The sequence below is a fragment of the Mesorhizobium sp. M0296 genome (genome assembly GCF_040321675.1).
Lineage (GTDB): Bacteria > Pseudomonadota > Alphaproteobacteria > Rhizobiales > Rhizobiaceae > Mesorhizobium.
In genome coordinates, this window is record NZ_JAMYRZ010000039.1 from 39908 (window position 1) to 58076 (window position 18169).

General features: G+C 63.9%; 25 protein-coding genes. 10 read left to right on the forward strand and 15 right to left on the reverse strand.

Annotation, left to right across the window (positions count from 1 at the left end; genetic code table 11):
* Window positions 1–69 precede the first annotated feature (69 nt).
* From NKI97_RS28345 to NKI97_RS28355, 3 genes are all read right to left on the reverse strand, one after another.
* Window positions 70–423 (reverse strand): hypothetical protein, encoded by a 354-nt coding sequence (locus NKI97_RS28345; RefSeq protein ID WP_352750270.1) that lies wholly within the window; start codon window positions 421–423, stop codon window positions 70–72.
* Window positions 424–722: 299 nt separating this feature from the next.
* Window positions 723–1154 (reverse strand): DoxX family protein, encoded by a 432-nt coding sequence (locus tag NKI97_RS28350; protein ID WP_352750269.1) that lies wholly within the window; start codon window positions 1152–1154, stop codon window positions 723–725.
* A 298-nt stretch (window positions 1155–1452) separates the two neighbouring features.
* A complete protein-coding gene (locus NKI97_RS28355; RefSeq protein ID WP_352678847.1) occupies window positions 1453–2205 on the reverse strand; it encodes a tryptophan 2,3-dioxygenase family protein in 753 nt (250 codons plus the stop codon).
* A 157-nt stretch (window positions 2206–2362) separates the two neighbouring features.
* Here NKI97_RS28355 and NKI97_RS28360 point away from each other — a divergent pair, with 157 nt between their 5' ends.
* Window positions 2363–2839: an Lrp/AsnC family transcriptional regulator gene (locus tag NKI97_RS28360; protein ID WP_352750268.1), complete on the forward strand. Its 477-nt coding sequence runs from the start codon at window positions 2363–2365 to the stop codon at window positions 2837–2839.
* Between the two features lie 5 nt (window positions 2840–2844).
* Here NKI97_RS28360 and NKI97_RS28365 read toward each other — a convergent pair whose 3' ends face one another.
* Window positions 2845–3318 (reverse strand): Lrp/AsnC family transcriptional regulator, encoded by a 474-nt coding sequence (locus NKI97_RS28365; RefSeq protein ID WP_352453704.1) that lies wholly within the window; start codon window positions 3316–3318, stop codon window positions 2845–2847.
* A 112-nt stretch (window positions 3319–3430) separates the two neighbouring features.
* Between NKI97_RS28365 and NKI97_RS28370 the strand changes: the two genes are divergently transcribed.
* Window positions 3431–3997: an RBBP9/YdeN family alpha/beta hydrolase gene (locus tag NKI97_RS28370; protein WP_352453703.1), complete on the forward strand. Its 567-nt coding sequence runs from the start codon at window positions 3431–3433 to the stop codon at window positions 3995–3997.
* Between the two features lie 52 nt (window positions 3998–4049).
* Here the strand turns inward: NKI97_RS28370 and NKI97_RS28375 are convergent, their stop codons facing one another.
* Entirely contained in the window at window positions 4050–5009 is a 960-nt protein-coding gene (locus NKI97_RS28375) for a prohibitin family protein (protein ID WP_352453702.1), read from the reverse strand.
* A gap of 112 nt (window positions 5010–5121) precedes the next feature.
* On the reverse strand, window positions 5122–5301 hold the full coding sequence (locus NKI97_RS28380) for a hypothetical protein (protein WP_352453701.1): 180 nt from the start codon (window positions 5299–5301) through the stop codon (window positions 5122–5124).
* On the opposite strand from NKI97_RS28380, the gene NKI97_RS28385 reads away from it, so the two are divergent.
* From NKI97_RS28385 to NKI97_RS28405, 5 genes are all read left to right on the forward strand, one after another.
* On the forward strand, window positions 5300–5677 hold the full coding sequence (locus NKI97_RS28385) for a hypothetical protein (RefSeq protein WP_352453700.1): 378 nt from the start codon (window positions 5300–5302) through the stop codon (window positions 5675–5677). The genes NKI97_RS28380 and NKI97_RS28385 overlap by 2 nt on opposite strands.
* Window positions 5674–5982: a hypothetical protein gene (locus NKI97_RS28390; protein ID WP_023675703.1), complete on the forward strand. Its 309-nt coding sequence runs from the start codon at window positions 5674–5676 to the stop codon at window positions 5980–5982. The genes NKI97_RS28385 and NKI97_RS28390 overlap by 4 nt, the downstream gene beginning before the upstream one ends.
* Window positions 5983–5993: 11 nt before the next feature.
* The gene (locus NKI97_RS28395) at window positions 5994–6176 is read left to right on the forward strand and encodes a DUF3606 domain-containing protein (protein WP_023675702.1); all 183 of its coding nucleotides are present in this window, start codon (window positions 5994–5996) and stop codon (window positions 6174–6176) included.
* A gap of 223 nt (window positions 6177–6399) precedes the next feature.
* A complete protein-coding gene (locus NKI97_RS28400) occupies window positions 6400–6582 on the forward strand; it encodes a hypothetical protein (protein ID WP_245274654.1) in 183 nt (60 codons plus the stop codon).
* Between the two features lie 44 nt (window positions 6583–6626).
* Complete coding sequence (locus NKI97_RS28405) at window positions 6627–7238, forward strand: hypothetical protein (RefSeq protein ID WP_352837806.1); 612 nt, start codon at window positions 6627–6629, stop codon at window positions 7236–7238.
* A gap of 15 nt (window positions 7239–7253) precedes the next feature.
* Here NKI97_RS28405 and NKI97_RS28410 read toward each other — a convergent pair whose 3' ends face one another.
* Window positions 7254–8159, reverse strand: a complete 906-nt coding sequence (locus tag NKI97_RS28410; RefSeq protein ID WP_023675699.1) for a S1C family serine protease — start codon at window positions 8157–8159, stop codon at window positions 7254–7256.
* Between the two features lie 248 nt (window positions 8160–8407).
* Between NKI97_RS28410 and yghU the strand changes: the two genes are divergently transcribed.
* The gene (gene yghU, locus NKI97_RS28415; RefSeq protein ID WP_352750263.1) at window positions 8408–9295 is read left to right on the forward strand and encodes a glutathione-dependent disulfide-bond oxidoreductase; all 888 of its coding nucleotides are present in this window, start codon (window positions 8408–8410) and stop codon (window positions 9293–9295) included.
* On the opposite strand, the gene NKI97_RS28420 is transcribed toward yghU, so the two are convergent.
* The 3 genes from NKI97_RS28420 to NKI97_RS28430 form a co-directional block, all read right to left on the reverse strand.
* Window positions 9292–10116 (reverse strand): hypothetical protein, encoded by an 825-nt coding sequence (locus tag NKI97_RS28420; protein WP_352750262.1) that lies wholly within the window; start codon window positions 10114–10116, stop codon window positions 9292–9294. The genes yghU and NKI97_RS28420 overlap by 4 nt on opposite strands.
* 307 nt (window positions 10117–10423) lie before the next feature.
* On the reverse strand, window positions 10424–10675 hold the full coding sequence (locus tag NKI97_RS28425) for an exopolysaccharide production repressor protein (RefSeq protein WP_023675695.1): 252 nt from the start codon (window positions 10673–10675) through the stop codon (window positions 10424–10426).
* A gap of 154 nt (window positions 10676–10829) precedes the next feature.
* Complete coding sequence (locus tag NKI97_RS28430) at window positions 10830–11990, reverse strand: KamA family radical SAM protein (RefSeq protein ID WP_502901502.1); 1161 nt, start codon at window positions 11988–11990, stop codon at window positions 10830–10832.
* A 486-nt stretch (window positions 11991–12476) separates the two neighbouring features.
* Between NKI97_RS28430 and NKI97_RS28435 the strand changes: the two genes are divergently transcribed.
* Window positions 12477–12908, forward strand: a complete 432-nt coding sequence (locus NKI97_RS28435) for an SAM-dependent methyltransferase (protein ID WP_352453694.1) — start codon at window positions 12477–12479, stop codon at window positions 12906–12908.
* A 62-nt stretch (window positions 12909–12970) separates the two neighbouring features.
* On the opposite strand, the gene NKI97_RS28440 is transcribed toward NKI97_RS28435, so the two are convergent.
* The 3 genes from NKI97_RS28440 to NKI97_RS28450 all read right to left on the reverse strand — a co-directional run bounded on the left by NKI97_RS28440 (window position 12971) and on the right by NKI97_RS28450 (window position 15941).
* A complete protein-coding gene (locus NKI97_RS28440) occupies window positions 12971–14593 on the reverse strand; it encodes an ABC-F family ATP-binding cassette domain-containing protein (RefSeq protein WP_352837808.1) in 1623 nt (540 codons plus the stop codon).
* Window positions 14594–14754: 161 nt separating this feature from the next.
* Window positions 14755–15315, reverse strand: a complete 561-nt coding sequence (locus NKI97_RS28445) for an isochorismatase family protein (RefSeq protein WP_352453692.1) — start codon at window positions 15313–15315, stop codon at window positions 14755–14757.
* 446 nt (window positions 15316–15761) lie between these two features.
* Window positions 15762–15941: a hypothetical protein gene (locus NKI97_RS28450; protein WP_352453691.1), complete on the reverse strand. Its 180-nt coding sequence runs from the start codon at window positions 15939–15941 to the stop codon at window positions 15762–15764.
* Between the two features lie 192 nt (window positions 15942–16133).
* On the opposite strand from NKI97_RS28450, the gene NKI97_RS28455 reads away from it, so the two are divergent.
* The gene (locus NKI97_RS28455) at window positions 16134–16598 is read left to right on the forward strand and encodes a GFA family protein (protein ID WP_352453690.1); all 465 of its coding nucleotides are present in this window, start codon (window positions 16134–16136) and stop codon (window positions 16596–16598) included.
* Window positions 16599–16637: 39 nt separating this feature from the next.
* Here NKI97_RS28455 and NKI97_RS28460 read toward each other — a convergent pair whose 3' ends face one another.
* Entirely contained in the window at window positions 16638–17408 is a 771-nt protein-coding gene (locus tag NKI97_RS28460; protein WP_352453689.1) for an exodeoxyribonuclease III, read from the reverse strand.
* A gap of 9 nt (window positions 17409–17417) precedes the next feature.
* On the reverse strand, window positions 17418–18062 hold the full coding sequence (locus NKI97_RS28465; RefSeq protein ID WP_023675686.1) for an alpha/beta hydrolase family protein: 645 nt from the start codon (window positions 18060–18062) through the stop codon (window positions 17418–17420).
* Window positions 18063–18169 lie beyond the last annotated feature (107 nt).

An 18169-nucleotide genomic window follows, 5' to 3' on the forward strand; every position in this document is an offset into this window, starting at 1 on the left:
CGGCGATCATAACTGACGCCGCGACAACGGCTTGCCGCGGCGGGGTCGCAAGACTGCTGGCGGCGCCTGCTAGCGGCCCTGCAGGATCTTGATCAACTTGCTGCTGTCGGCCCCCGGCGAGGAAAGCCTGCGGTAGTCCGCGTAAGTCAGCCTGCCATTAGCAACGGCATTAAAGAGCCGGCTACAAAAGGCGCTGTCGTATTTTGCGACACTGACATTCATGATTGCTGCGTAAGTCTTTCTTTCGTTGAGCGGCGTGGACCTCTCGCGTGCAATGCATTCGTTGATCGCCACGCGCTTGGTGACAGGGCTGCCTTCAAGCGTGGTATGCATCGTGTTGAATTCGCCTTCGGTCAAGGTAGTGCAGCCGGCAAGCAGAGACGTGCCAATCATGGCGGCAGCAAAACGCGTGGCGATGTTCATGAATTCCCCCTCAAGACCCGTGTCTTGCTTAACCCGCCGAAAGTTGGAAGTACAGAGGGAATGCAGGCGCATCTACAAAAAGCATAAACCTCGAACGCTCGTACTTTAGCTGTCGCTTTTATTGCGCGCGACCTGCGGATGGCCGGAATGACGGTACGCGGCCGCTCTCGATCGTCACGACGATGCTGGTGCGGGTCGTGCTGCCGATCTGGCCCTGGTCGCGGTCATAGACCCGACCGCCATTGTCGCAGCCACCCTTCTGAGCGCCTTTACGAGAACGCCGCCTCCGAGATTGGGGATCACCCCCTGCCAAGCCTCAGCGCCAGGACCCTGCCCGGCCCGTGCACGGCGGCAAACAGCAGCCCGGCCAGGAAGGTGAAGTGATCGACGAAGAAGCCGAACTCGGCCTGGTTGCCGGCCCAGTGCGACGGCCCGTGGAAGGCAATGCCGAGGAACAGCACATAGGCGCCGGCGACGAGTGCTGCCCAGGAGAAGAAGGCGCCAGTCAGGAAGCATAGGACGAGGACGACCTCGAGCAGGGCTGCGCACCAGGCCAGAAAGAGCGGGAACGGAAACCCGGCCGCCGCGATATAGCCGGCGGTGGCGCTGATATCGATGAATTTGAAGATCACGGCCATCAGGAAGACGGCGGCGAAGATCAGGCGGGCGATAAGGATTGCTGCGGTCTGCCACGGCGACTGAACGGTTGATTGAGCGGTTTCCAAGGTCATGATGTCCTCCCAAGAGTTACGTTGGTTGTGCCCCAAGGACGCACCACCAGCCGCAAGCCCGACATCATCCCCCGAAAAACCTGCAGGATACAAGCGCGTAGCGGGCCTCGCAAGACCAGGGTTCCTCGCCCCCATTCATGGGGGAGAGGTGGCGCGGCGAAGCCGCGACGGAGAGGCGCCGGCAAAGAAAAGGCCCCTCGCCGGCCGCGGAGCCTGTCCTCGGGCTTGCCGAAGGCAAGACCCGTGGGCGGCCACCTCTCCCCCCGCTTCGCGCGGGGCGAGGAACCCAAGCCTGGAACTACCCCACCTTGACCCCCGGCTTGCTGATCGGCTCCCGTACCGTTCCATACTGGCTGCCCCAGCGGTCGGTCATCGCCCAGCGTATGTCCCAGAGTTCCGGGAAGAAGCGGTGGCGGGCGCCGGCTTCCAGCAATTCGACCGGCCGGCCCTTCAGCGATTTTGCGCCGAGGCCGATCGTGCGGTGGATGAGATAGAGGTGGTTGGCACGGAATTTCTGGAACAGCTCGTCGAACTCGATCAGCGCTTCGGCAACGACATAGCTGTCGCCGTGATCGTAGCCGGTATCGTAGACATCCTCGACCGAAAGGCCGCGGTCGTCGAGGTATGACGCCTTGAAGGCCCGCCACAGATCGGGCGGCAGGCGCAGCAGCTGCTTGAAGCCCGGCGATTCCTGGCCGCTGCCATTGCCGAGCTGCAGCCGGATCTGCTGGTATTCCTTGGGCGACATGGTTTCGAGCAGGTCGAGCTGCGCCGTCATCAGCCGCATCAGCCGGTGCACGCGCGCCATCAGCGTGACGATGCGATGCGTGTCCTGCTTTTCCAGGAAATCAACGACATCGACCAGCGTGTAGGCGATGAGCTTCATCCACAGCTCCTCGACCTGGTGCACGATCTGGAACTGCAACTCGTCGGCATTCACCATCTCGGCCAGCGGCTTCTGGCAGGCAAGCAGCCTGTCGCATTTGAGGTAGACGCCATAGTCGCGCATCTCAGGCGTTTCGATGCGGGCATAATAGTCCTGCTTGTCCATGGCCATGCTCCTTGCCCCGGCCGTTGGGCCGCAGGCGCTTGTTGGATCCCGGTCCCCCGAGTCTAATCGCTTTCTTGCCGAACATTGTCCCTTTCTGTTATTCGATTGGCGGGAAGCGAAGGACGAAAATTGTCGCTGAAGCAGATTGGAAGAACGAATGATGCTGGATGCGGTCGACCGGAAGATCGTCGCGGCGCTCGAACGCGAGGCCCGTATCTCCTTTGCCGCGCTCGCCGATGAGGTCGGCTTGAGCAAGACGCCGTGCTGGAAGCGGGTCAAGGCGCTTGAGGACGCCGGCGTCATCCGCGGCTACTCGACCCGGATCGACCCGGCCAAGCTCGGCTTCGGCATCGAAGCCTTCATCCAGGTGTCGATCGATTTCGAACTGTCGGACGCCTTCGAGGCGGCGGTCAAAAAGCATCCGCTGATCCGCCGCTGCCACGCCACGACTGGCGAGGCCGACTATCTCCTGCAGATCGTCACCGTCGACATGATGGCGCTCGACAGGATGCTGCGCGAGGAGCTCAGCCGGCTGCCCGGCGTGCGGCGCACGATCACCTCGATGGCGATGCGCGAGATCAAGGGCGGCATCTCGTTCGCCAATGCCGTCGGGCATACGCCGGCCAGGCGATAGACCGGTCAGGCCCTGGTCATCAATTCGCGTCCCAGCCGCTTCGGTTGCTCGGCGCGCAGAACCACATTTGTCGTCACCGTGCCGTAGTGGCCGATGCTGTCGACGATGCTTTCAAGATCGGGCGGTGACGGGACCACGACCTTGACCAGAAAACAATCCTCGCCGGTCACCCGCAGCACCTCGACCACCTCCGGCAATTGGGCGAACTTCTTCAGGCAGGCCTGGATATGCTCATGCGTGGTGCGCAGGCGGATGACCGCCATGGTGCCGAGCCCGAGCGCTGCCGAATTGATCACCGCCTTGTAACCGGTGATGACGCCGCGCTCCTCCAGCCGCTTCACCCGTTCCGAGGTGGCGGGCTGGGACAGTCCGACGCGGCGGCCAAGCTCGGAGATGCCGATGCGACCATCCTCCTGCATGATCTCAATGATCGCCAGATCGGTGGGGTCGAGCCTTGGCCGATAATCGCCGTTCCGCATGATCGCCCTTTAATCCATCGGATTTCGTCGCTGCTTTCCGATGATCTCTCATTCCGCCACCTGGGAGAAGACCTAGAATTGCACGCGCTGCATCAGGAAAGAAGGGCTTCGCATGACCGACTTCATCATTGTGCCGGGCATCGGCGGATCGGGCAAAGCCCACTGGCAGACACGTTGGCAGCAGGCAAACCCGGCGATGCGGCGGTTCAACCCGGCGAGTTGGGACGCGCCGGACCTCGACGACTGGGTGGCTGCGCTGGAAACCGCTGTATGCCAGGCAAGGACACCGCCGGTGCTCGTCGCCCATAGCCTCGGCTGTCTGCTCGTCGTACACTGGCAGCGGATCTCCCCCCGCTCTATCGCCGGCGCGTTGCTGGTCGCGGTTCCGGACCCTGCGTCGCCGGCCTTCCCCTCCTCCGCCCGGGCCTTCGCCGACGCACCGCAACAACGGCTTCGCTTTCCGTCGCTGATTGTCGCGAGCACCAACGATCCCTACGGCTCGCTGGACTATGCCAGGGCGAAATCCGAGCGATGGGGCAGCGATCTCCATATCGCCGGACCGCTTGGCCACATCAATGGCGACAGCGGGCTCGGCGACTGGCCGGCGGGAATGGAGCTGCTGACAGCTTTTCTAAGTCAAACGCAGGCAATCGCCCGAGGCGCCGTGCTTCAGCCGTAACCGCACCAGGACGGTTATCGCGCCGCCGCCCTGATCTGGTTTGCGCCGCGCCTCAGTTCGATGTCGCGGCAGGCGTGCTGAGTTCGAGGAACGGTACCGTCGAGCCCGGGATCATCGACTTCGGCAATTCGCCGTTCCATCTCTCCGCCTTGGTCAGTTCGACCAGCAGCGGATTGTTGGCGATTGCGGCGGCGCGAGCCTTGATGGCGCCCGCGGTCGCATCGCCTTCGACCCTGGTCTTGTAGGCGCTGGCCTCGGCTTCGGCCTTGACGCTGTCAGCGCGGCCCTTGGCCTGGGTGACGGCGATATCGGCCTTGATCTTTTCCTGCTGCAGGTTCTGTTCCTGCTTCTGCACCTCGACCTGCGCCGTCATCCTGGCTTCGACCGCCTGCTCGTAGGCATCGGAGAAGTCGATGTTCTCGACCTGCACGCTGTCGATCATCACCGGCCCGTCGGTTACCGCCGCGATGGCCTCGGCGACGTCCTTGTTGAACTTCGCCCGGTTCTGGATAACCGACACCGCGTCGTACTGGCCGAACACCGTCTTGATCTCCTGCGGTGCTTTCCTGGCAATGACACGGTCGGCTAGCGCTTCGATCGACCCGTAATTGGTGTAGACGTTGCTGACTTCGGCGGCCGGCACGTGGAAATTGACGGTGACGCGCATGTCGGCCGGCTGCTGGTCGCGCGAATAGGCCTGCATGGCCGGCAGGCCGCTGCAATCGTTCTGGTTCTCGCAGCCCCATTTGAGCACCTGCTGGCGCAGGCTGATCTTCTCGACGCGCTGCAGCCACGGCAGCTTGAAATGCAGTCCGGGATCAACGACCGAACTCAGCGCTCCGTTGGTCAAGAGCACGCCGCGGTCGCCCTGATCGATCGTGTACCAGGATCCAAACAGCGCAAAGACGCCGAGCGCCACGATGACGAGTGCGATCAGGCCGGAACCGATCGACCCCGATGCCATCCCCGGCTTGCCCTGCGGACGGCTTGAATTGCCTTGCGTTTCGGTCATCACCCCACCCCAACCTGATTGCCCGTGCTGCTTTGCCCACAATAGTGGCGGCATTGCAATCCTCTGGATATGGAAGGACCTTCGCGCCAGCCGGCCGGACCGGCGGGGTGGTTCAGGCCGGCTGGCGGATTTCCCCTCCAGCCGCAGCGCCAGGCTGGTAGGCGTTGCCTGGCGTGTCCTTCTGCCGTTCGGCATCGGTTTTGCGCTTCGGGCAATCCTCGTAGTCGTGGTCGCGCCCGCCGCAGTAGGAGCAGCATTTTGCTGGCGCGTCGGAGCGAAGCATCGTTGCCATGCACAAGAATGCACGAAACCCGACAGATTGCGAAGGCTTGCGCACCGGCAAGGTCGATTTCGCCACGGAACCGCTGCCGCCGCCTGAAAGTTATCTGCTCATTGCAACCGGAGCACAGGACATGGCCGACGACCCGAACCGCTACGAGACCGGAGCGAGGAAATATCCGGCAAAGACGAGCCCCGACGCGGCCGACGAATTTTCGCAGGATGCGGCCGGCAACAAGCCACCTCCCGGCGGCATGGGATTGACCAGGCCGGCTGACGATTTCGACGACAGGACCCTGCATTCGGAGGGCCAGAACCCGCCGCGCGCAGCGATCCGGCCAGACGGCAAGGCCACCGCCAAGAAGCCCGGCAAGGACGCAAGACGATGAACGTCGCCAATCTCCAGCTCGAAGGATTGATGATGGCGATCGCGGCCGTCAACAACGCGCTGGTCCACAAGGGCCTGCTGTCGGTCGACGAGGTCGACATGGCGTTGCGCCGGGCCGAGGCGGCGATGACCAGCGACGAGCGTCTCTATGAAGACATGTCGCCATCCAACCGCGACGCCGTCTGCTTTCCGCTCAGGCTGCTGCAGGCGGCCAACAATGCCCAGGGTGAAACCGGCGTACCGTCCTTTGCCGAACTGGCCAGGATGGTCGGCCGGACCAAGGAGCCCTATAACGACCAGATGTGATGGAGGACGCCATGGCCGACGACAAATCCAAGACCAAGCAGGATCGCAAACTGGTCTCAGGCGAAGAGCCTTACGAGGTCGCTGCCTTTGCCCGCAAATACGGCATACCGCAAAGCGAGGCCGCGACCATCATCAAGCGTTACGGCCCCTCGAGGAGGAAGCTCGACGCGCATATGGCGAGCCGCAACGCCTGATCCAATTCTGGCGGCGGCCGCCGTTCACGCCGGAAGCGTCCCTGCCCTGCCGCCTTGTCGAGAGTATCGGCACCGTCAGCCGTGACCTGTCGGGTTCGCCCCTGTGGGGATTCAACGCCTGGTTTTGACGGCCGCGGAATACTCGCGCAGCGCAACAACTCATTTACCTCGACGCTGTACCAGTCCGGTGAGCAAAGCCGGGGGTCGGATGCAGGAACAATTATTGCGCTACGAATGTGTCATGGAGCCGAACGGCCGTTGGATGGTGTGGGACATCGTTCACGATCTGCCGGCGCAATTTTCGGAAATCGCGCTGATCGGCCTGAGCCGTCGTGAAGCGGTTTCGCTCTGCCGGCTGCTCAACGAGACGAGCCGTTCCGAGACGCGGCAGAGCCGGGCCTCCTGAGAAGCGCGTGCGTCTCAGGCCTGCCCAGGCTAAGAGGATTTTACATGCGATCGACAATATTCGGTCTGGTCCTGCTGCTGCCGGCCGCCGCACCGGCAGAACCGATCGAGACGCAGAAGATCATCACGGCGGCGACCGGCGACTGGAACGGCGACGGCGCCGCCGATCTGGCGATGATCGTCGAGACCGAGCCCGGCCATCCCATGGACCTGTATTTTTTCCTCAAAGATCGCGATGGCGATTTTCTAAAACCTGCCGGGATCGTGCATGATCAGATTGACGGGGAATGGAAGGATTACGACCGGCCGGGCCCCGCCACATCCGACACCGAGCCCGAACTCACTACGCTCCCCAACGGTTCGATCAAGCTCTATATTCCGGCGATGGAGATCGGCAGCGAGCGGACCAACAAGACGCTGACGCTCGCCTGGCGCAACGGCACGTTCGTCGTCGCCGGTTTCGCCTACGAGTATTGGGACTACATGGACGACAATGTTGCCGGCGACTGCGACTATAATGTGCTGACCGGCAAGGGCAAAAGCAGCAAGAAGCTGGCGGACGGCACCACCAGGCAAGCGACCGTATCGGTCGAAGGCAAGGTCATCCCGTTCGCGGAATGGACCCCGGGCACTGGCTTCAGCGCTTGCGGAGAGTGAGAGGTTTCGGTTGCCTCACTGCAGCGGCGGCTTCCACAGCAGGCTGTTGCGATCGGCGGACTTGACGCGCAGCCAGGTTTCGCGGCCATCGCGCAGCACCCGGAGCGGGATCTCGGCACCCGCCGGGCCGCTCTTCCAAAGCTTGCGATAAAAATCGGCAAGCCCATCGACCGCCGTGTCGCGAACATCCGAGATGACATCGCCTTGGCGAAGGCCCGCCTGGGCGGCTGGACCGCCCTCGGCGACGCTCATCACCACGACCTTGCCGTCGCTCTCGGCCGAGAAGGCGCCGAGCCACGGCCGCGGCGGCCTGGCGACCTGCCCGCGCGTCAGCAGATCGTCGAGGATAGGCGGCAGAAGATCGATCGGCACCACCATGTTGATGTCGGCGACCTCGCCGTTGCGGCTCATCTGCAGGCGCAGCGAACCGATGCCGAGCAGCCTGCCATCCGCGCCGATGAGGCCGGCGCCGCCCCATGAGGGGTGAGCCGGCGCCGTGAAGATCGCCTCGTCGAGCAGATATTCCCAATAGCCGGCGAATTCCTGCTTGGTGACGATCCGCGCCCGCACGGAGCGGCCGACGCCGTCGGCGAGCACGACGGGATCGCCGATCTTGGCCCTGGAGGCATCGCCGAGCGCAATGGCGGGCAGCCCGAGCGGCGCCAGCGCCTGCACCAGGCCGAAGCCCGACTCCTGGTCGTAGGCGAGCGCATGGGCGGGAACCACGCGCCCGTCCTGGTCGGCCAGCCAGACCTCCTCGGCCTCAGTTATGAGATAGCCGATGGTGAGTACCAGCCCGTCGCCGCGAATGACCACGCCACTGCCCTCGCGGCGGGTGCCAAGTGTATTTGCCGTGAAGGCGTCCTCTGGCACGGTGGCGCGGACGGCCACGATGGATCGCAAAAGGGGTTCGATATTCATGCTTTGGTTCCTGGCAATGTTCGCAGGCTGATATGGGCTATAGGTATGGCGCAGGTGATCAGGCGCAAGAGGCGGCGCCGGCTTTGGCGTGGACCGGCGCCGCGCCGTTCGCGCCGGGGTTTTGCAACAGCGCCGGCAGCCCTATCTGTACCTACGGCTATCCCAAGCTGCCCTATGCAAAGTTCCTCCGCCATTACCCACGTTGATATCGGATATCCTCCCAACCAACCCTTCCAAAGGCCTCCCAAATGAACGACTACGCAACGGACCAATACACGCCGCCAAAAGTCTGGACCTGGAACAAGGCAAATGGCGGCGCTTTCGCCAGCATCAACCGGCCGATCGCCGGCCCGACGCATGACAAGAAACTGCCGGTCGGCAAGCATCCGCTGCAGCTTTATTCGCTGGCGACACCGAACGGCGTCAAGGTGACGATCATGCTGGAGGAACTTCTGGCGCTCGGCCACAGCGGCGCCGAATACGACGCCTGGCTTATCAGGATCAACGACGGCGACCAGTTCGGCAGCGGCTTCGTCGAGGTCAACCCCAACTCGAAGATCCCGGCCATGATGGATCGCAGTGGGAAAAAGCCGGTCCGCATCTTCGAATCCGGCTCGATCCTGCTCTACCTCGCCGAAAAATTCGGCGAATTCCTGCCGACGGAGCGGCCGGCTCGCGCCGAGACCCTGTCATGGCTGTTCTGGCAGATGGGCTCGGCGCCCTATCTCGGTGGCGGCTTCGGCCATTTCTACGCCTATGCGCCGACGAAGATCGAATATGCCATCGACCGCTTCGCCATGGAAACCAAGCGGCAGATGGACGTGCTCGACCGACGCCTCGCCGAAAGCGAGTATTTAGGCGGCAGCGACTATACGATTGCCGACATTGCGGTGTGGCCCTGGTATGGCGGGCTGGCCAAGGGCCGTATGTATGACGATTCCGGCGAGTTCCTGCAGGTGGAGCAGTACAAGAACGTGCAGCGCTGGGCCGACGCCATCGACGCGCGGCCGGCGGTCAAGCGCGGCCGCATGGTCAACCGCACCTTCGGCGAGCCTTCGATGCAGCTGCACGAGCGCCATGACCCCAGCGATTTCGAGACCAAGACGCAAGACAAGCTCGCGGCGGCCAAAAGCTAAGCGGACGACGCGCCGATCTCCCGCCTTGTAGGGGAGATCGGCAGCTTCGGCCGACTGCTCAAGCTCGCCTTCACCGCCGCCATCCACAGCCGGTCGATGTTGGCCAGGAATTTCTCGTCGAGTTTGTCGAGGTGCTTCCAGTACATGCCGTCCTCGAAGAAATAGCCGAGTTCCTTCTCGATCCTGTCGGCCTCCTCCGCCTGATCGAGCCGCAGGCCGGCAAGCATCTCGGCCTTCATTTCCGAAAGCTGCGAGGAAGAAAGCGCGCCGAATTCATCGAGCGTCAGCCGCGGGAAGACCAGCCGGCTGCGCGGCAGGTCGGATAGGTTGACGCACAGGCAGCCGCGCCGAAGCGCATGGATGAGCAGGCGGGCCGACTTCGCCTCGAGGTTGCGCAGGGTGACGTCGTTGCGCAGCGGATCGGCGCGGCCGACGCCGTAAAAATGCGTATTGCCGGGCTGGTCGTAGATCATGTCGCAGCCAAGGAATGCCAGCACGTCCGGCTTCTGACTGTGGATCGTCCAGTAGGCCGCCGTCATCGACATGGTGCCGCCGGCATAGACGAAGCCGCCAAAGCTGTTTTGCGCCGGCACGTAATGCGAGGCGCTGAAGATCTGCGCCTGCTGCAGGGGACCGCCTTGCGGCATCCGCTCCGCCGGGAAATCGCCGGCATGGACGAGGAAATCCCTGTCGGGGCGCACGCGCCAGGCGTTGTTGATGGCGACGATCTTGCCGAAGGCCTGCTTGGGCCAGGCGGCGCAGCGCACGACAGCGGGGGCGCTACCGATCAGCAAGATCACGTTCGGCGTTCCGTCGATCACCACAACCCTCTCGACCGGCCGAAATGCATCTCGATGCCGCCCGGTTGAACGGCTTTATAGCCTCAACGGCCCATCGAAAACACCAGCCGGATTAAGCTGGCATCAACAAAAGGGAGCTTGCCAGCCGGTTGTAAAATGTGGCCTTAGGCACCGTCGTACAAACAGCAGGCAGGTTTTCCCGCTAGCCCAAAAACGACGATATGAGTTGGGCGATATATATTAGTTGACTAAACTAGCGGAACGTCCAATGCACATTCCCAGAACCGAACATGTCCTGTCTAGACCATGATATCTATATGGGACATTACTACATAAGCTGAACGCGACCTCGACGGTTCGGCGGCACAGCCCTCAGACGCCGCGGCTTTGCCTCCGCGCTTTTCGCCCCGGATCCGTAGATCAACCGGACGACGAACAGGAAATATCCAACCTGCATGACGATCAAGGTCAAGATCGTCCAGGCCAGCGTCTTCCAGATTGAACCCGTCGCAAGGTAAGTCGAGATCGCCACGATGGACGATGTGGTGGTCAGCCCCACCAGGAACTGTGGAAAGTTCATGACTTTTCTGCGCCGCCCCGAAACTCGCTACAGCCGGGACGAACTCCCCTAACCCATTACCCCGGACCACGTTTTCACTATTTCAGCAATTGCGCAAGCACCAAATAGAACAGCAGTTAACGCATGCTTCCGTGATCAAGCGCTGCATGTCAGGTCACCAAGGTGGGCTGGCTTGGACGGCGGCTGCGCGTCCCTCCTCCCCAACCAGCTCTCCATACCCCCTCACCGCCCCATCAAGCCCACGTATTCGCCACGTCTCCCCTTCCCGTGCCTCAAGATGGGACGGGCCGAGCGGCACTTTCCCTCCGCCGTCCGGCAGGTCCAGCACGTAGACGGGATTGCAGATGCCCGACAGGCGCGCACGCAAGGCGCTGACCAGCGCCTGGCCCTCGGCGATCGTGGTGCGCCGGTGCGCCATGCCGCGCACGAGATCGCCGTGGTGCAGGTAATAGGGTTTGACGCCAAGGCGATACATCAGCTCGCGGCACAGCTCTTCCAGCACCTCGACCGTATCGTTCACGCCTTTCAGCAGAACGCTCTGGTTCAGCAGCACGAAGCCGCCCTGCCGCAACGTGCGGCAGGCCCGCTCGGTCGCCTCCGTGATTTCGCGTGGATGGTTGAAATGGGTGACGACAGTGACCATCAGCCGGCCCTGCAAGGCTTGAATCAACCCGCCGGTGACGCGCGACGGCAGCGCGACGGGTACGCGAGTGTGGATGCGCAACAGCCGCACATGCTGGATCGCCTCGACACGGGCGCGGATTTCCGCCAGCGCCCTGTCCGGCAGCGATAGCGGGTCGCCGCCGGTCAGGATCACCTCGCGGATTTCCGGATGGGCCGCGATATAGGCGAAGGCCGGCTCCAGCGCCTCGCGCGAAAAACCCCGGCCGATCGAAGTCAGCTGCTCCTTGCGAAAGCAGAACCGGCAATAGACCGCGCATTGATAGGTCGGGAACAACAGAACCCGGTCGGCATGTCGATGCGTCAATCTAGGCACGGGACTGAAGGCGTGGTCGGCGATCGGATCGTCGAGTTCGCCCTCCTGCTCTGCCAGTTCGTCGGGCGACGGGATGACCTGAAGCCGTATCGGATCGGCGGGGTCGTTCCAGTCGATCAGGTCGAGATAGGCCTTGGGAATGCGAACCTTGTGGCGCGTGGCCGCGGCTTCGGCCGCCGCCCGCTCGGCTGGCGACAGCGGCAGCGAATCCAGATCGCCTACATGCCGCACGCCCTCGCGAACATCGTCCCGCCATGCGGCATCCGCCTCGCGAGCGCGCCGGTCATCGGCTGCCACGCCTGCCGCATCGACCGCCATGCTGGCGTCGGGGATGTCGGGATGTGAGGTCATCGCAGGCTCCTTGAATTTCGGGCCGGGGTACAGCATTGGAGCCAGGACTTGAAGGCAATAAGTGGTGTTTGGCCCGGTGGGAGGGCGCGGCAGGAAGCCACAACCGGCCACTGATCAGAACAATCGTCCAACATCGCTGACAAACATTAGCTTGCTCTTATATTAGCTTGAGCGTATACACATAAACGGCCGGTGATCTACCCCCCAACCGGTTAGGCTCGGCGCCAGTTCTCTCCCTACCCCTCAGGTCAACGACGCCGGGCCGCTCGGGCTCGCCCGGTCGCCCGCGGTCGAGACCGGATCGACCTCCTCGATGTCGATCATGCCCCCTGCTCAAGCAGCACCCAGCTGAACATGCCAGCTGAACACATCGGCGATGCCCGCGTCTGTCGGCCTTCCCGTCGCCGGCCGCGGTCGCTAATCTCGGATTGCGAAAAAGCTGGAGAACAGCGTATGGCGAACGACTTGTCGCCAAGGCTTTTGGAGATCGTCAATGCGCTGCCCTTGCGGCAGGGCATGCGAGTGCTGGAGATCGGCTGCGGACCGGGTGCTGCAGCGCGCGAGATCGCGCGCCGGATCGGCGGTGGGCACGTGCTGGCGATCGACCGCTCGGCCAAGGCCATCGCGCAGGCCGGGGCCGCCTCGCGCGCCGAGATTGCGGCAGGCCGGCTGAGCCTTCGCCAGGTCGCCATCGAGGATTTCGAGTTGGAAGCCGATGAGAAGCACTTCGACATTGCCGTTGCGGTGCGCGTCGGCGCGCTGGACGGGCGTCATCCCGAAGCAGGAAAAATTGCCCTGCGACGGCTCAAGGCGGCGTTGACCGCGCAAGGCCGGCTGTTCATCGACGGCGGCGATCCGCTGCGCGAAATTGCGATACATGGCTGAGCACCTTCGTGCTTGGCCTCCGGCATCGAGCGTCTACGTGACCGTAAGCGGCAGAGCCGGCCTCAGCTCCGCAACCCCGGCGCCTCCTGCCCGGTGCGCTCGACATATTCGGTATAGCCGCCGCCATAGGTGTGGATGCCCTCGGGCGTCAGTTCCAGCACCCGGTTCGACAGCGCCGCCAGGAAATGGCGGTCGTGCGAGACGAACAGCATGGTTCCCTCGTACTGCGACAGTGCCGTGATCAGCATCTCCTTGGTGGCGATGTCGAGGTGGTTGGTCGGCTCGTCCAGCACCAGCAAATTGGGCGGATCGAACAGCATCAGCGCCATCACCAGCCGCGCCTTCTCGCCGCCCGACAGCACGCGGTATTTCTTGTCGATCTCGTCGCCGGAAAAGCCGAAGCAGCCGGCCAGCGCCCTGAGCGGCGCCTGGCCGGCCTGCGGAAATGCGTTTTCCAGCGTCTGGAACACGGTGCGCTCGCCCTCCAGCACTTCCATGGCGTGCTGGGCGAAATAGCCCATCTTGACGCTGGGCCCGCGCGCCACCGTGCCATTGTCCGGCTCGGAAGCGCCAGCGACCAGCTTCAGCAGCGTCGACTTGCCTGCGCCGTTGACGCCCATGATGCACCAGCGCTCGCGGCGGCGCACCTGAAAATCCAATCCCTCGTAGATCGAGCGGCTGCCATAGCCCTTGTGCACGTTCTTCAGCGTCACCACGTCCTCGCCGCAGCGCGGCGCCGGCTGGAAGTCGAACGATACCTTCTGGCGGCGCTTGGGCGGCTCGACCCGGTCGATCTTGTCCAGCTTCTTCACCCGGCTCTGTACCTGGGCGGCATGTGAAGCCCGCGCCTTGAAGCGCTCGATGAAGGCGATCTCCTTGGCCAGCATCGCCTGCTGGCGCTCGAACTGCGCCTGCTGCTGCCGGTCGGCAATCGCCCGCTGCTGCTGGTAGAATTCGTAGTTGCCGGAGTAGGCGGTCAGCGAACCGCCGTCGATCTCGACCACCTTGTTGACGATGCGGTTCATGAACTCGCGGTCATGCGAAGTCATCAGCAGCGCGCCGTCATAGTTCTTCAGGAACTGCTCCAGCCAGATCAGGCTTTCGAGGTCGAGATGGTTGCTCGGTTCGTCGAGCAGCATGGCGTCGGGCCGCATCAAAAGGATCCTGGCCAGTGCCACGCGCATTTTCCAGCCGCCGGACAGTTTGCCGACGTCGCCGTCCATCATCTCCTGGCTGAAGCCAAGGCCGTCCAGCACCTCGCGCGCCCGGCCATCCAGCGCGTAGCCGTCGAGCTCCTCGAAGCGGTGCTGCGCCTCGCCGTAGCGGGCGATGATCTCGTCCATCTGGTCGGCCTGGTCAGGGTCGCCCATGGCGTGCTCGAGCTCGCGCATCTCGGCCGCCACTTCGCTGACCGGTCCGGCGCCGTCCATCACTTCGGCAACGGCGCTGCGGCCTTCCATGTCGCCGACATCTTGACTGAAATAGCCGATGGTGACGCCGCGATCGACGGAGACCTGGCCCTCGTCGGGCTGCTCCTCGCCGTTGATCATGCGAAACAGCGTCGTCTTGCCGGCGCCGTTGGGGCCGACCAGCCCGACCTTCTCGCCCCTCTGCAAGGCGGCGGAGGCTTCGATGAAGACGATCTGACGGCCGTTCTGCTTGCTGATGCTTTCGAGACGAATCATGGTTTTCCAGGAAAGGCCAAAGGAGCGTTCCCGCGCCAATACGCGATAGGCCGCGCCGGCGGAAGCCCGCAGTGGTGAGGCGCCCCGCGCCAAATTGTCTGAACCCGCCAGTTGCTTCCCGGCTGGATCAGGCTTTGACGGCGTAGGGATGAGCCGGCGGATCAGCTATCGGTCAGGGCTTTTGTCGTCGCCAGCTTGACCCCGGCGGCGGCAAATGCCGCATTGTGCCGGGCGATGATCTCCGCGGCGGTCTCGCTGGTCTCGCTGGCCGCGTCGAGCGTGCTGTGGGCGTCGGAAACCACGGTGACGCCCAGGCCCGCTGCAAAGGCGCCCTTCACCGTGGCCGCCACGCAGAAATCGGTCTGCGCGCCGATCAGAACGACCTCGCCGGCGCCCTGCCCGGCCACCCATTCTGCAAGGGCGGCATTGCTGAACGCATCGCCGACACGCTTGGCGAAAGTCGGCTCGTCCTCGGCCTGGCCGAGCGCCGGCCACACCGGCCAGCCCGGCTCACCCGGCGCCAGAGGATCGCCCTGCGGCCCGTCATGCCGGACGAAGGCGACTTTGCGCCCGCTGCGCCGCGCCCACTCGATCAGCGCGCGGCTGCGGGCGACCATGCCGTCGGCATCGTGGATCGGCGGTTCGGCGACACCGTCGAACATGCCGGTCTGAAGGTCGATCACGATGAGCGGCGCAGCGGCCGCGGGGCTGGTCCCTGACATGGCCGCGAACATAGCGTTGGTGGTAGGCGGGTCAAGTATACGCGCCGAAGCCGACGCTGGAGCTGCCGATCTCCCCCTTGAGGGCAGGGCTATGGCAGGTGGAAAAGCCGAGGCTTTCGCTCTACGATGTACCCCCACCCCAACCCCTCCCCACAAGGGGGAGGGAGACTTCCGTTGGCACTGACCTCGGCAAATTGCCTGCCTTTCGGCGCCAAAGGGGAAGTTAAAGGCGCGCGGCAGCATTCCCTCCCCCTTGTGGGGCGGGTTAGGGTGGGGGTCCATCTTCGCAAGAATCCAAATGCGGTTGCCCAGCGCAACAGTCGGGGTGTCCAAGCCCCGGCGACGAAATTGGATATCCCGCAATCAATCCGGCGCGCCGGCGAAAAGCACCATCCTATCGCCGCCGCCAGCCGGCCAGTCCCTGATGCTGCGGTCATAGCCGCCGGTCAGCACCGCGCCGGCGGCGGCGAGGCAACCGCATAGATCGGGCCGGACTGGCTGTCGAACATGGCGAGCTGGTTGCCGGTCTGCAGGCGGTGAAACTGAGGCCGTCCGGCACCTCGCGAGCACGCCTCGCCCAGCGCCAGATACGCCTCGATGAAGCAAGCCGTGCCGATCACGATCATGAGGGCTGCAAGCAGCCTGTCACCAAACCTGTTCCTCTGTCCGCTCTGCAATGATGGCGCTCGGCGCCTGGCTTGTCGGTGATGGCTCGAAGTCTACCCCAGCCCGTAGGCAGCTGCCGCAGGCATCGCGGCGTTGCCGGGAGGCCGGTCGTGCGCTAGATCGCTCGCCGAGGATCTCGCTCGAGGCCAGCAATGGACGATTGGAAGCTACCTTGGGACGGCGGTTGTCTGTGCGGCGGGATACGCTTTCGCATCAGCGCCCCGCCCTTGCTGACGACGGCGTGTCACTGCACCGGCTGCCAGAAGCTGAGCGCCAGCGCGTATTCCTTGACCATCGCCGTGCCGAGCGACGGTTTCGTCGTCACCCAGGGCGAGCCGGTGGTCGGCGGCATGCACGGCCCGCACCGGCAGCTCTATTGCCCGCACTGCAAGAGCTGGATGTTCACGCGTCCGCATGGACTGGACTTTTTCGTCAACGTTCGCGCCACCATGCTGGACGAGCACCAATGGTACGTGCCTTTCGTCGAAGTCTTCACGTCGGAAAAGCTGCCCTGGGCTTCGACCGCCGCTACCCACAGTTTCGCAACGCAGCCCGACCTTGAGGGATACGCCCCTTTGATCGAGGCGTTCGCCCGCGAAGCGGCGCGGCCAACCTGACTCGTTGCCGCCCGGAAAGGCGGCGCCAGCCTCCGTGCCTCACTTCAACTCCACCCAGACCGGCGCGTGATCGCTGGCGCCGGTCTCGCCGCGCACGTCGCGGTCGATGCCCGCCGCTACCAGCCGGCGCGACAGCTTCTTGCTGAGCAAGATATGATCGAGGCGCAGGCCGGCATCGCGCGGCCAGCGATTGCGGCGGTAATCCCAGAATGTGTAGAGCGTCTCCGTCGGGTGCTTCTTGCGCAGCGCGTCAAGCCAGCCCTGGTCGAGCAGCCGCTGGAACGATGCGCGGCTTTCCGGCTGGACCAGCGCGTTGTCGTCATAGGAGCGGGTCGGGTAGATGTCGCGCGGCTCGGGCACGATGTTGTAGTCGCCGGCCAGCACCACCGGCAGGCCGGTGTCGAGTAACTTTGCCGCATGCGCCTCCAGCCTTTCGTGCCAGGCCAGCTTGTACTGGAATTTCGGGCCGGGCTGCGGATTGCCGTTCGGCGCGTAGAGGCAGGCGACGACGATGCCGTTGACCGCTGCCTCGATGTAGCGCGCCTGCTGGTCACTGTCGTCGCCGGGCAGCGCCTCGCGGGTCAGAACGGGTTCTGCGCCACGCGAAAGGATGGCGACGCCGTTCCAGGTCGGCTGCCCGACCCAAACTGCGCCGTAGCCGGCGGCCGCCAGCGCAGTGCGCGGAAACTGCGTCTGTCTGGCCTTGAGCTCCTGCAGGCAGGCGATGTCGGGTTTGGCGGTGGCCAGCCATGCGAGCAGGTTCGGCAGCCGGCTGTTGATGTTGTTGACGTTGAAGGTGGCGATCTTCATCGGCCTGCTTCAGCGCACGATGCGTTCGGTCCACGCCTTCACCGCATCGGCGAGTGTCTTCAAATGGTCGGCGGCGGAGAAACCGGAAATGCTCTTGCGCGGCTTCAGATCGTGGTCGCCGTCCTCCAGCCAGAGGATTTCGATTGCGTCGGAAAGATCGTAGGTCGCGACCTCGTCCCTCGTGCCGAACTCGTCGCGCGTGCCCTGGACGATCAAAGTCGGCGTCTTGAGGCCGGCGAGGTGTTTTGTCCGAAGCTGCGTCGGTTTGCCCGGCGGATGGAAGGGATAGCCAAGGCAAAGCAGGCCCGAGATCTCGCCCTTCGAAAACATCTCGTCGGCGATCATCGAAGCGACGCGTCCGCCCATCGACTTGCCGCCGATGATCAGCGGACCCTCCACGCCCTTCGCCCGGAGGTCGGCGATCGCCTTGACGTATTCCGGGTTCACCGTCTCGGCGCGCGGCGGCGGCTTGCGGTGGCCGTAGCGGCGAGCCGCCATGTAGTGGAATTCAAAGCGCGCGACGCGGAAGCCGGCTGCGGCCAGCGCCTTGGCGGTGGCGGTCATCGAGGGCGAGTCCATAGGAGCGCCTGCGCCATGGGCGAGCAGGATGGTGATGGCGGCGGTGTCGGGGCCGTCGAAGAGGAAGGTTGTCATGGGGACTCCAACGCTGGTGACCCCTTCTCCCCTTTGTTTGGACTGGGGACATCGCGAACAGATGTGCGAGGACATCGCGAACAGTTTTGCATGCTATCGCGCCAGGA